General features: G+C 70.9%; 17 protein-coding genes. 2 read left to right on the top strand and 15 right to left on the bottom strand.

What is annotated here, in order from left to right:
- The coding region (locus tag EYA84_RS15735; protein ID WP_131053825.1) for an NAD(P)-binding oxidoreductase at positions 1-424 on the top strand (424 nt) is incomplete at its 5' end.
- 67 nt (positions 425-491) lie between these two features.
- Here the strand turns inward: EYA84_RS15735 and EYA84_RS15740 are convergent.
- From EYA84_RS15740 to EYA84_RS15810, 15 genes are all read right to left on the bottom strand, one after another.
- Positions 492-1,202, bottom strand: a complete 711-nt coding sequence (locus EYA84_RS15740) for a DivIVA domain-containing protein (RefSeq protein WP_236145786.1) — start codon at positions 1,200-1,202, stop codon at positions 492-494.
- A complete protein-coding gene (locus EYA84_RS15745; RefSeq protein ID WP_131053826.1) occupies positions 1,199-2,377 on the bottom strand; it encodes a globin domain-containing protein in 1,179 nt (392 codons plus the stop codon). Before EYA84_RS15745 ends, EYA84_RS15740 begins: the two co-directional genes overlap by 4 nt.
- A 3-nt stretch (positions 2,378-2,380) precedes the next feature.
- A complete protein-coding gene (locus tag EYA84_RS15750; RefSeq protein ID WP_131053827.1) occupies positions 2,381-2,779 on the bottom strand; it encodes a group 1 truncated hemoglobin in 399 nt (132 codons plus the stop codon).
- Between the two features lie 397 nt (positions 2,780-3,176).
- Positions 3,177-3,770, bottom strand: coding sequence for a MerR family transcriptional regulator (locus EYA84_RS15755; protein WP_387257858.1), 594 nt, complete (start codon positions 3,768-3,770; stop codon positions 3,177-3,179).
- A gap of 214 nt (positions 3,771-3,984) precedes the next feature.
- Positions 3,985-4,449: a bifunctional nuclease family protein gene (locus tag EYA84_RS15760; protein ID WP_131053829.1), complete on the bottom strand. Its 465-nt coding sequence runs from the start codon at positions 4,447-4,449 to the stop codon at positions 3,985-3,987.
- 171 nt (positions 4,450-4,620) lie between these two features.
- Positions 4,621-5,322 (bottom strand): MerR family transcriptional regulator, encoded by a 702-nt coding sequence (locus EYA84_RS15765; RefSeq protein WP_176095855.1) that lies wholly within the window; start codon positions 5,320-5,322, stop codon positions 4,621-4,623.
- Positions 5,323-5,372: 50 nt separating this feature from the next.
- A complete protein-coding gene (locus tag EYA84_RS15770) occupies positions 5,373-5,825 on the bottom strand; it encodes an FHA domain-containing protein (RefSeq protein ID WP_093402417.1) in 453 nt (150 codons plus the stop codon).
- A 218-nt stretch (positions 5,826-6,043) separates the two neighbouring features.
- Complete coding sequence (gcvH, locus tag EYA84_RS15775) at positions 6,044-6,424, bottom strand: glycine cleavage system protein GcvH (RefSeq protein ID WP_131053838.1); 381 nt, start codon at positions 6,422-6,424, stop codon at positions 6,044-6,046.
- 58 nt (positions 6,425-6,482) lie between these two features.
- The gene (locus EYA84_RS15780; RefSeq protein ID WP_131053831.1) at positions 6,483-7,424 is read right to left on the bottom strand and encodes a DUF881 domain-containing protein; all 942 of its coding nucleotides are present in this window, start codon (positions 7,422-7,424) and stop codon (positions 6,483-6,485) included.
- A gap of 9 nt (positions 7,425-7,433) precedes the next feature.
- Positions 7,434-7,766 (bottom strand): small basic family protein, encoded by a 333-nt coding sequence (locus tag EYA84_RS15785; RefSeq protein ID WP_013733919.1) that lies wholly within the window; start codon positions 7,764-7,766, stop codon positions 7,434-7,436.
- The gene (locus EYA84_RS15790; protein ID WP_131053832.1) at positions 7,763-8,662 is read right to left on the bottom strand and encodes a DUF881 domain-containing protein; all 900 of its coding nucleotides are present in this window, start codon (positions 8,660-8,662) and stop codon (positions 7,763-7,765) included. Before EYA84_RS15790 ends, EYA84_RS15785 begins: the two co-directional genes overlap by 4 nt.
- 67 nt (positions 8,663-8,729) lie before the next feature.
- Positions 8,730-9,365 (bottom strand): CDP-alcohol phosphatidyltransferase family protein, encoded by a 636-nt coding sequence (locus tag EYA84_RS15795; RefSeq protein ID WP_131053833.1) that lies wholly within the window; start codon positions 9,363-9,365, stop codon positions 8,730-8,732.
- A 292-nt stretch (positions 9,366-9,657) separates the two neighbouring features.
- Complete coding sequence (locus tag EYA84_RS15800) at positions 9,658-10,113, bottom strand: MarR family winged helix-turn-helix transcriptional regulator (protein ID WP_131053834.1); 456 nt, start codon at positions 10,111-10,113, stop codon at positions 9,658-9,660.
- A 43-nt stretch (positions 10,114-10,156) separates the two neighbouring features.
- Positions 10,157-11,335 carry a PP2C family protein-serine/threonine phosphatase gene (locus tag EYA84_RS15805; RefSeq protein ID WP_131053835.1) on the bottom strand — a complete coding sequence of 393 codons (1,179 nt, stop codon included), beginning with the start codon at positions 11,333-11,335 and terminating at the stop codon, positions 10,157-10,159.
- Positions 11,336-11,397: 62 nt separating this feature from the next.
- Positions 11,398-12,144, bottom strand: coding sequence for an SAM-dependent methyltransferase (locus tag EYA84_RS15810; RefSeq protein ID WP_131053836.1), 747 nt, complete (start codon positions 12,142-12,144; stop codon positions 11,398-11,400).
- Here EYA84_RS15810 and EYA84_RS33485 point away from each other — a divergent pair.
- Positions 12,119-12,337, top strand: a 219-nt coding sequence (locus tag EYA84_RS33485) for a hypothetical protein (protein ID WP_236145787.1), incomplete at its 3' end; no start/stop codon positions are given. The two genes, EYA84_RS15810 and EYA84_RS33485, sit on opposite strands and share 26 nt — an antisense overlap.

Raw genomic sequence — 12,337 nt, forward strand, 5'->3', positions numbered from 1 at the left:
CAGCGGCACCGCCCGCAAGGACACCGTCGACCGGGCCGCCGCCGCGCTGCTCGCCGACGCCGCCCAAACCGCCGCAGTACGCCGCTACCTGCTCGTCTCCTCGATGGGCGTGGACACCGACCCGCCCGCCGACACCGACGAGGTGTTCGTCGCCTACCTGCGGGCCAAGAAGGCCGCCGAGGACGACCTGACCCGCCGGGACCTCGACTGGACCGTGCTGCGCCCCGGCCGCCTCACCGACGACCCGCCCACCGGCCACGTGACCCTCGACCGCCAGGTGCCCCGGGGCCCGATCAGCCGCGCCGACGTCGCCGCCGTCCTCGTCGCCCTGCTCGACGCCCCCGCGACCGCCGGCCTCACCCTGGAGACCGTCGCCGGCCCCACCCCGATCACCGCCGCAGTGGCCGCCCACGGCGGCACCTGAAGTCCGGCGCCGGTAGCGGCGGACGCGACAACCCCGCACCGGCCCGACCGGCCGCCCCGCAGCACCGTCAGGGTTGCTGGCGACGCGGCAACGACCGGCCCGCCGCCGCGTTCACCTCCACCGACCCACCGATGCGCTCCATCGTGCGGGCCAACTGCGCGCGACCGTCGTCGAGATGCCGCGCCGCCGCCTGCATGTGCGAGATCATCATCTCGCCGTAGATCCGCAGCGCCTCCCGCGCGGCCACCCCGTCGTCGAAGGTGGGCCCCGCCGACGCCCGGTAGTCCTGCACCGCCCGCTCCGCCTGCTGCCGGGCCTCCTCCACCGCCGCCCGCACGTAACTCTCGTACTGGGTCCGGGCGTACTCGGCGACCCGCCGCGCGTAGTCGTGCGCCTGCGCGATGATCTGCTCGGCCTCCCGCTGCGCCGCCGACAGCAGGTTCACCTCCTTGGCCGCCGGGGCCTGCGGCGTCGGACCCGAAGTCGGGAACACCCCGTGCCGGTGCAACTCCACATGGCCGGTGAGCATCTCGTTCTCCGCCCGCAGATCCGCCACCCGCGTCGAGAGCCGATCCAACTCGTCGGCCACCTGCATCCGGAACCGGTCCACCCCGGACTGGTCGTAGCCACGCCGGGCGAACGACGCCGACCCGAACTCCCACCGCCGCACCCGGTCGGCGGTCAACCGCACCGGCACCCCACCGGACACCGGGGTGCCGTCGTACCGGCCGATCGGGGCCGTACCCACCGAACCGGCCCGCCACTGGTCATCACTCACCGGACACCTCCGGAATCGTCGGGGACGGAAGGACTCTGCATCGCCGTACGCCACGCGGGGCCGTACCACTGCGCACCCAGACCCTCGTGGTGCACCCGCCCGGGATGGAAACCGGCGCGGGTCAACGCCGTCACCGCGTACGTCACCATGTCGTCGGACCCGCACACGTACACGTGACGGGACCGCCAGTCGCCGTCGGCCAGCGCCCGATCCACCGGATGCACGAACTCCCCCGGCCGGTCCAGGTCCACCCCCACCACCTGGGTCACCCGCAACCACGGATACGACGACGCCCACTTCTCCAGCAGGTCACCGTCGTAGAACTCGGTCCGCGACCGCGCCCCCACGTACAGGTCGACCTGCCGACCCGACCCCTCCGCGGACACCTGCTCCACCAACGCCCGCACCGGCGCCCACCCGGTCCCACCGGCCAGCAGCAACAGATCCGCCGACCCGGACGACCGCAACGTCAACGACTCCCCCACCGCCGCCGACAGGTGCAGCTGATCGCCCACCGCGCACCCGTACACCAGCCGCGACGACACCGCGCCACCCGGCGCCGCCCGCACGTGCAACTCCAGAGTGCCGTCCTGACGGGGGGCGTTCGCCGGCGAGTAGTACCGCCACGCCCGCACCGCCGGATGCGACACCCCGATCGACTGCCCCGCCGTGAACGGCAGAAGATACTGCGGACGCACCGTCAGCACCGCCACGTCGAAACCCCGCCGCTCATGGCCGACGATCTCCGCCACCCACCATGGTGGATTCACCGCCTCGGCGGCCTGCGCCGCCTCGACCATCACCTGCGCCACCAACCCGTACGCCGCCGCCCAGTCCTGCGCCAGCTCCTCGGTCCACTGGTCACCGAGGAAGTGCCGCAGCGTCGCCAGCAACGCCTCACCCACCGCCGGATAGTGCTCCGCGCGCACCGCGAACTTGCGATGGTCGGCACCGAGGTCCTGCAGGAAACCCACCAGCCGGTCCACCTGGTCCACCTGGGACACGATGTGACCGAGCGCGGTCACCAGCCGGTCCCGCTGCCCCGCCATGTTCGTCGGGAACATCTGCCGGGTCTCGGGATGCGCCAGGAACAACGTCGAGTAGAAGTACAGCGGAACCTGGTCACCGTGCGCGGCGACCGACGCCCAACTCCGCTTCAGACGAGAGACGTCCACAGCTCAGGCGTCCGCCCGGCCGTCGCCGGCCACCACCTGGTCCTGCACCGCCGCCAGCACCGCCTGCACGTCGGTGATGACGTCGCCGGGCACCCCCAACTGCGTCAACGTCGCCGTCAGATGCTCACCCACCCGCACGTAGTGCGCCACCGGGATCTGCAACGGCCGGTGCGCGGTAGCCAGGTCCCGGCCCGCGTACTCGTTCGGGCCACCCAGCACCACGGTCAGCATCAACGCCATGTGGCGACGCTGGACCGCCATGTCCACCTCGGTGAAGTAGCCGGCCAGCTCCGCGTCGGCCAACACCCGGTCGTAGAACAGCTCGACGGCGGCCCGCACCGCGGCGGCCCCGCCGATCCGCTCGAAGTGCGACACGGGGATGGTCTCGTCGGTGACCGTCACGGGTCAGTCCTTCCGCAGGGAGAGAGTGCACAGACGCGCGGCAATCGGCGCGACGCCCGCCACCGGCACCCCCGCCGTCGCGGCGAGGTGTCAGGCGGACCGGATCGGACGATAGCGTGCCGCGCCGCGCCCGTCTGTCCCGCACGGATCTCCACCGCCAGCACGCGGACACACACCGTGACAGATCAGAGGAAGATGACCGCACATCGTAGCGGCGTGATCACCGGCAGCGATCGGGGCGAGCCGTACACGCGTCACCGCACACGCTGCTCAGCGGGCACTGGTGTCGGCCCCGCCGCACTGCACCACCGTTACACCCACGACCCGACCCGAGACACAGCGTGATCGACAAAAACGTCCGCAGAAAACCACGCCCACACCGGCGGGCGGACGACCCTCAGCCGGCCCGCCGCCGCGCCCGACGCGCCGCCAACTCGTCACCCAGATCCCCGCCCGCGGGAACCTCCGGCTCCGGCTCCACCACGCCCCCCACCGGCTCCGCCGGCAGATGCGACAACGACCCCTGGATCTCCTTGAACGCGCCACCGATCGCGATACCGAACACCCCCTGGCCGCCCTGCAACAGGTCGACCACCTCCTCCGGGGAACGACACTCGTACACCGTCGTCCCGTCGGAGATCAGCGTGATGCCCGCCAGATCCTCCACCCCACGCGACCGCAACGCCTCGATCGCCTTACGGATGTTCTGCAACGACACCCCGGCGTCCAGCAACCGCTTCACGACCTTCAACACCACCAGGTCCCGGAACGAGTACAACCGCTGCGTACCCGAACCCGAAGCGTCCCGCACACTCGGCACCACCAGCGCCGTCCGCGCCCAGTAGTCCAACTGGCGGTAACTGATCCCCACCGCATGGCAGGCCGTCACACCCCGGTACCCCACCGCACCGTCACCGTCAGTCGCCGAACCAGGCATCCCACCCGACTCGTCCCACCCCGTAACCGGATCGGAATCTCGCGGCTCGTGCATCCGGACAACCTCCCCGTCAGTGCGGTGACACGTCGCTTCCGGGACGCGTACCCCTCGACACGGCAACCCTATAGCGACCGCCCAGGGTTACCACGGAGAAACCGCCGCGACACGCCGCGCATCGACAGCGACGACCATCACCATCACCGACCGTAACGCCACGATGGTGGTCCGCACCTACACACCGGCCCGGGCCCACAGCCCGGACCACCGATCAACCGGCGAAGTCCTCCGGCCGCACCTGCTCCAGGAACTCCCGGAACTTCTCCACCTCGTCCTCCTGCTCATCGGGAATCACGATCCCCGCCTCACTGAGGACCTGCTCGGCACAACGAATCGGCGCACCGACCCGCAACGCCAACGCGATCGAATCACTCGGCCGCGCCGAGACCCGCACCCCGTCACCGATCAACAGATCGGCGAAGAACACGTTCTCCTTCAGCTCGGTGATCTCCACCGCCCGCAACGGCGCCTTCAACGCCGCCAACACATCCCGCAGAAGATCATGGGTCAACGGCCGGGTCGGCTTGACACCCTGCTGCTCGTAAGCGATCGCCGTCGCCTCGACCGCGCCGATCCAAATCGGCAGATAGCGGTCACCCTCGACCTCCCTGAGCAGGACGATCGGCTGGTTACTGGGCAACTCCACCCGAACCCCGACCACGCTCAGCTCGCGCACCGCCGCCTCCGTGTCGTTGTCACCTACGCCGCACCGCGCCCTTCACTGCACGGTACACGGACCGCGACACGGCCATCTCACGCGCTCCGCGCACCACGCCCGTGCCCAGAAGGGGTTACCCCCGCAAGCCTACGCCACTCACCAACCCGCCGATCAGCGCGCACACGCACCTCACCGACCCAACGTCGACCGCAACCCCACCCGCACCAACGCCGCATGCAACTGCTGCGACAACGCCACCAACTCCCGCGCCGTCTCCGCCGCCCGCGCCCGCGCCGCCGGATCACTCTGCCGCGCCAACGGCGCCACCAACTGCGCGAACAGACCCACCTCCCGATCCGCCGCCGTCCGGTAACCCCGCAGATGCCGAGGCTGGAACCCGTACGCCGCCAAACCGGCCACCGCCTTCGCGATGATCAACGCATCGCCGTCGTACCAGCCCGGCGGATCCGACACCACCAACCCGAGCCGCTCCAACTCGCCCAACGTCGACTCGTCCAGCCCACTGCGCGCCACCAACTGCGTACGATCCAGCCGCACCTGACCCGACTCGACCGACGACGCCGCACCACGCCCCGGCACCTCACCGTCCGGGCCCACCGCCACCAACGCCGGCCGCGACCGCTCCGGCGCCGCACCGTCGGCATCCCACTGCGCCAACTGCTCACGAATCACCCGCAACGGCAGATACTGATCCCGCTGCGCAGTCAACACGAACCGCAACCGCGACACATCGTCCCAGCTGTACTTCCGATAACCAGCCGCCGTGCGCTGCGGCTCCACCAGACCCTCGGCCTCGAGGAACCGCAGCTTCGAAATCGTCACGTCAGGAAAATCCACCCGCAACTGGGCCAGCACCTCGCCGATACTCATCAACGGCTGGGCACGACCCACCCCGGACGGCGGAGAAGCCGCAGGCTCGTTCACCCCCGGCCGGCCTCCCCCTCCGGGCGCGGACCGGCGATGAACACGACCCGGAACTTACCGATCTGCACCTCGTCACCATTGCTCAACGTGGCGGCCTCGACCCGCTCCCGATTCACGTACGTGCCGTTCAAACTGCCCACGTCACGCACCGTGAACGTCCCACCGTCCCGGTGGAACTCCGCGTGCCGACGCGACACCGTCACGTCGTCGAGGAAGATGTCACTGTCCGGATGCCGCCCACTGGTTGTCACGTCGTGATCCAGCAGGAACCGCGCACCCGCGTTCGGACCCCGACGAACCACCAGCAGCGCCATCCCCGGCGGCAGCGAACCGGACATCCGGCTCGGCACCACATCGGTGTCCGGCCCCTCCAGCGCTTCCTCGAGCGAACCGAGATTGAGCGTCGACGTGACGTCGAGCGGGGGGAACTCGTCGCCTGGGCGAGTCATGGGGACCACCTCACGGATCTGTTTCGGTCGGCGTCGGGAGACGGCGGGTCCGGCCGCCGGGTACACATCACCCGGCGGCTGGCTCTCCGTGCCCGGAAAGGCTGTCCGCGACGCACAACTAATTGGGTTCTCGGTCGACTGGGCGAGCCTAGCCAGCGCCGAAAAACAGGGCAACCGGACGCGCGGCACACACACCGACCGCCCGCCCGGAAAACGAATCAGCTCTCGGTCAACTCGCGATACGCGTCCGCCGACAGCAAACCCTCCACCGCCGCCGGATCCGCCGGAGAGATCTCCACCAACCAACCCGCACCGTACGGGTCCGTGTTGATCACCTCAGGCGTGTCGACCAGCGCCTCGTTGCGCGCCGACACCGTACCGCCCACCGGGGCGTAGATCTCCGACACACTCTTGGTCGACTCGATCTCACCCAACGACTCACCAGCCGCCACCACCGCACCGGACTCCGGCAACTGCACATACACGATGTCGCCCAACGCGTCCTGCGCGAAATGAGTGATGCCCACCCGCACGGCACCACCGTCGACAGGCGCCACCCACTCGTGCTCAGCGGAGTACCGCAGTTCCTCAGGAATCACCAGCAGCGTCCTCATCCATCGGTGGCACCGGTCCGACCGGTGCCGGCCCCACCCGGCCTCACGAGACCGGACGGGCGTGTTCCAGCGTGCTCGGCACGTGCAGCGCCGAAACCTCGGCAACCTCACGATCCTCAACGATCACGTTACCGCCGTTGCCCGCCACCACCGCCACCACCCCGCCAGGAATGTTGAGCGCCGTACGCATCGTCGCCGGATCCCCGATCACCGTGATCGTGAACGGACCCGTCAACCGACGCCCGTCCACGATCAACGACCCGTTCTCCCCGTCCAGGAAATACGTCGACGCCACGACCCGCACCGACGCGCGGTCACCACCGGAGATCTGCATCGCCTCCGCCCCGGCACCCCGCAACTCCTGCACCGCGTCCAGCACCCCGCTCGCCGAGATCGGCTTCGACCGCCCGGCCTCGAACCGCACCGCCAACCCCGGACCCCGCGCCGGCAACGTACCCGCCAGAATGCCCAACTCGTCCGCCCGCCGGGTCGCCTCCTCCAACGCCGCCTGGCGCCCCTGCTCACCCGACCGCAACTGGCGCTGGCTCTCCTCCAACGTGGTGATGTCCTGCCGCAGACGCGACTCCCGCGCCTCCAGGTCGTACAGGATCCGGACCAGGTCCTCCTGCCGCGCCGCCGCCAACGACGAATCCGTCGACGTCGTCTTCAACTGCACCGCCAGCGTGAACCCCAACAACACCAGCAGCACACCGATCATCACCGCCGCCGAACTGAACCGCCGCAACGGACCGACCACAGGCGCGCTCACCGCCGCCTCGTCCCCCACGACGGCCTCAGTACCGTCAGGGTCCACGACCGGCTCACCGTCACCCGGCTCCGGACGCCCCTGCGGCGACAACGGACTCAACTCGTCGGGATCCGGCGCGTCCGGACGCGGATCCGGCTCCCCCGCCGGCCCACCCGGCCGGGCCGGACCCGCCGGCTTCGGCCACCCCGTACCCGTCTCGGTGTGCTCGTCACTCACGACACCAACCTACGCCCGGAACAGGTGCCGGCGGATCGCCGCCACATTGCCGAAGATGCGGACCCCCAACACGACCACCACACCGGTGGACAACTGACCACCCACACCCAACTGGTCACCCAGATACACGATCAAGGCCGCGACCAGCACGTTCGAGATGAACGACACGACGAACTGCTTGTCGTCGAAGATCCGGTCCAACTTGGCCCGCACCCCACCGAAGACCGCGTCCAACGCCGCCACCACCGCGATCGGCAGGTACGGCTGCAACGCCGCCGGCACCGTCGGATCCAGCCACAACCCGAGCACCACACCGGCCAGCAGAGCCAGCACCGCGATCATCGACCACCTCCGGAAGGGCTGGGTGACGTACCCGAGTCGGACGACTCGTCACCGCCCGACGGCGACGCACTCGGACTCACCGCGGGCTCCGCGTAGCGTAGCCGCGACTCCGGCGCCGCCGGCAACGTGAGGCGGTCCGCGTCGCGCACCTCGAACGACAACCCGTTCACCTGCGACACCCGGCGCATCGTCAATGCACTCCGGCTGCCCTCGTACGCCTCACGCATCGATCCCGGACCGATCGCCGACACCTCGTACGGCCCGGTCACCGGCCGGAAGTCCACCAGGATCGCCTCACCCGCCGACCGGATCGTCGACGTCGCCGTCAACCGCTGGCCGTTGATCGCCACCGCCTCCGCCCCCGCACCCCACAGGTCGTTCGCCACCGCCTGCAGATCGCTGTAGAGCACCCACGACGGACCCGCCTTCGTCCCGCCCAACTGCTCCCCCGCCTTCGGACCGTCCGCCAACCGCACCACCACACCGTCACCGCGCACGCGACCCAGCCCCGTCCGCGCCTCCAGGTCCCGCAACCGCGCCGCCTGCGAACCACCCAACGCGGCCTCCCGCTGCCGGGTCACCTCCTCGCGCAACTGGTCGGCGCGCACGGACAGGTTGTCCGTCTCACCCTGCCGCTGCTTGATCTGCCCGACCAGCCCCGACCGGGCCTGCGCGCGCCCCGGCTCCTCGGCCATCGTCTGCCGGTACGCCACCGCGCAGAGGAAACCCAGCAGCAACACGACCACCACCGTGACCGGTCCCACCGACCATCCCGGACGCGCCGGCTTCCCGTTCCTCGCCCGACGGGCCGCCGCGTCGGCGTACCCCGGATCCAGCGGGTTCTGGAACAGCTCGGTGAGGAAGTCCGGGGTGAACCCCCGGTTCCGCTCGCTCATGCCGACACTCCGCTTCGCTGCGCGCCGGCATCACCACGGCACCGCTGACTCGCTCGCCGACGCTCGCTCATGCCGTCTCTCCTCGACCAGCCGCCCGGACCAGGTGACGCGCCTGGACCACGTAGAGCGCCCCGGCCACCCAGTAGAGCACCAGCCCCCACCAGGCCAGCGCCCAGCCCACCGCACCGGCCACCGCCGACGCGGCCGGCACCGAGGCGGCCACCAGCAACGTCGGGAACGCCGCCAGCAGCAGGAACGTGGCCGTCTTGCCGACGTAGTGCACCGGCGGCGGTCCGTAGCCGTAGCGGCGTAGCACCACCAGCGAACCGGCCAGCAGCAGCTCCCGGGCCAGCAGCGCGGCGGTGAACTGCCACGGCACCACGTCGCGCGCGGTGAACGCCACCAGCGTGGCGAGGATGTAGAGCCGGTCGGCGAGCGGGTCGAGCAACTCGCCGAGGCGACTGACCTGACGCAGCCGTCGGGCGATCCACCCGTCCACCCAGTCGCTGGTGCCGCCGACCGCGAGCACCACGATCGCGGCCACGTCGGCGCGGGCCACGAGGAACAGGTACAGGAAGACCGGAACGCCCAGCAGTCGGACGAAGCTGATCAGGTTCGGCAGGGTGAGGACCCGGTCGCCGGCACCTCGCGCGTCGACCTCGGGGGCCTGTGGTTGCTCTGCCCGAGCCGGTCGACGCGCCACCGAACCTCCTCCGCGGCACGCGACCCACCTCGGCCCCTGGGTCCGCCATGGAACGCCGTGCGCGCTGTCGAGCCGGCTGGCGCCGGCACCCCCCTGTGATCCCGATCCGGGATCTCCCCTGGCCCACCGCCCACCGTTGATGATCACAGGTCGGTCGGATGCGCTGCCACTATAGCGGGCTGTCGTCGCGCCCAGTCCCGCTCGACCGGTGTCGTCGGTGGTGTTCGTGCGGCACCGGTGTGAGGACCGTCACCACCGCTAAGGCATCCTAGGATGACAGGTGGGCGGGGGGTCAGGCGCTGCGGGCCGAGGAGTCCGGCGGCTGCGCAGTCGCGGCCTGACCGAAGGCCTTCAGCGCCCGCAGCAGGTCCTGCTGCACCCGCGCCGGCATCCGCTCCAGGACCGTCCGCACGGCGTCGTGACGGCGCGACCGCACCTCCCCCAGCAGGACCTCCGCCGCGGCCGTGGGCGTCAGGCGGACCTCACGCCGATCCCTCGGGTCGGTCTCCCGGCGCACCAGGCCGATCGCCTCCAGCCGGTCGCAGAGCCGACTGGCCGAGGAGGGTACGACGTCCAGCAGCTCCGCCAGGCCGTTGATGTTGGTCTCCGGCCGGCTGCTGAGCAGCGACAGCACCCGTAACTGGGTGGGCGAGACGGCCATCCGGTGCCGGACGGCGGCCGAGTCGAGCACACCCACCAACGACTCAGCGGCTGCGTCGATCGCCGCGGCGAGATTCGGTCGCTCCACCCGATGTCCCCTGCGATTGTCCCGCTCATACCACCCGAGGCCGTCAGTCCTGCGTCCGGCCGTCGGCACCACGCCAGTCCAGGCAGACCACCACGGCGTCGTCGCGGAGGTCGGCGTCCGCGTGGAATGCCTGCAACTCGCGCATCACCGTACCAACCGCCTCCGGCGGTGGCTGCAACCGCGTGGCCCGCATGGACCGTGCCATCGCCCGTTCCCCGTACGTCTCGCGTCCGCTGGGATCCGCGCCCCACACCCCGTCGGAGACCACGAACAACCGGTCCCCCGGGTCCAGGTCGAACTCCTGGAGGGCGTACCGGGTCTCGGCGAACATGCCCAACGGCAGCTGCTGCTCCAACGGAACCCGGGACACGGTGCCGCCGCGCAGCCGCAGCAGGTGCGGTGACCCGGCGTCCACCGCCTGCACCCGGCCGGTGGCGCAGTCCAGTTCAAGCAGGACAGTGGCCACGTGCCGGTGACCCCGGTGCTGGTAGTAGACCGTGTCGGAGGCCAGCTCGGCCTGCTCCACCAGGCCGCCGCCGGACCGGCGGGCGTTGCGCATCGCGTTCACCGTCACCGCCGTCAGCAGGGCGGCGGTGAGCCCGATCCCGTCGCCGTTGAGCACGGTCACGGTGAGCCGGCCGTCATCCACCGACCAGTCGAAGTGGTCACCACCCACCGTGTACGCCGGCTCCAGCTGACCGGCCAACTGGAACGAGCCGTGGCTGACACTGCGCCCCGGGAGCAGCTCCCACTGCAACTCGGCGGCCATGCTCAGGCGTTCCTGCCGACGCGCCCGCCGGTAACGGTCGGTCTCCCGGTCGGCGGCGTGCATCGCCAGCGCGACCTCACCGGCGATGTCCGCGGCGCGGCGCACCACGCTCTCCGACGGCTCCTCGGGCATCTCCACCATCAGCACGCCGAGCCGCTCGCCCCACACCGACAACGGCAGGTAGAGCTGGCACCCGCCGTCGGTCCCGCCGGCCCGGACCGGTTGCTGACTGCTGAAGCAGCGTTGCAGCGATCCCTGGAGGGCGTGGGCGGCAGCGTCCGGCCGCCGCGCGTCGAGCACCGGCCACAGGCCGCTGATCCGGTAGTCGGCGACGAACACGACGGTGCCCGACGCTCCCAGGACCGACTGGATGGCCCGGTCGGCGGCCTCGACCACGCGATCGGGCGGGGCCTCGCGCAGGGCGCGCGAAACCCCCGTGGGCCCATCCGGCATGTCGCTCCTCCGAAGATACTTGCTCTGGGGCAAGCATCATACGGAGGCGGTTCCATTCATGGTCACCCGGCCGACCGCACCGCCACCGCGCCGTGGAACGCGTCCGGCACCGCCTCCGGTGGGCCCTGCGGCCGCCAGTGGGTCACCGGCACGATGCCGTCCTCGGTCGGCGTCCAACGCCCCAGCAGCGGCCCGAACGCCGCCGGCGCCCGCATCCGGAACGCCGGCCCCATCATGGCCAGTGCCTCCGGATGACCGGCGAGTTCCTCGGTGTCGAAGTCGATCGCCAGGTGGCTGCCGGGTGCGGCAGCCGTGTAGAGCTCGTCGAGGGTCCGGGCGAGCGTCTCGTCGTCGAGGAAGGCGGCGAGGCCGAGGAACACCACCCCCACCGGCCGCCGGCCCCACCCGGGCACGAACCGGTGCAGCAACGCCGGATCGATCGTGCCGACGTCCGTGGCGTCACCGAAGCCGTACCCGGCCCGGTCGCTGCCGGCCAGGATCTGCTGCCCCGACCGGATGGTCACCGGGTCCACGTCGGTGTAGAGGACGGTGGCGTCGGGCGCGGCCTCGTGCACGTTGCCCATCGTCGGCACACCGGCACCGAAGACCAGGAAGCCGTCCACACCGGTGGCGGCGATCGCGCGGACCGAGCGGCCCAGGAAGGCGCGCAGCGCCCGGAAGACCGGGGCACAGGGCCCGTACGCCTGCTCGAAGGCGCGGGCGGCCGCCACGTCGACCGGGTGGTGGTGCTCCCCGCCGAGCCAGAAATCGATCATCCGTGCGGTGCTCGGCTGGTCGGGCTCCACCATCGACGACGCTCCCTCCCCGGCAGTCGCCGTCAGCGTACCGACCCGGTGCCGCTCACCGGTATCGCCCCGCCGGGCCCGCCACGGCCGCGATACTTGGCTCCGGACGACGACCGGCGGCGGGAAGGTGCTCGTGGACCCGATCAACGGCGCGGCGGTGGTGGTCGGTGTGGACGCTGTCTCTTATACACACCCT

This window comes from Verrucosispora sp. SN26_14.1 (assembly GCF_004307965.1).
In the GTDB taxonomy this organism is placed as follows: Bacteria; Actinomycetota; Actinomycetes; order Mycobacteriales; family Micromonosporaceae; genus Micromonospora.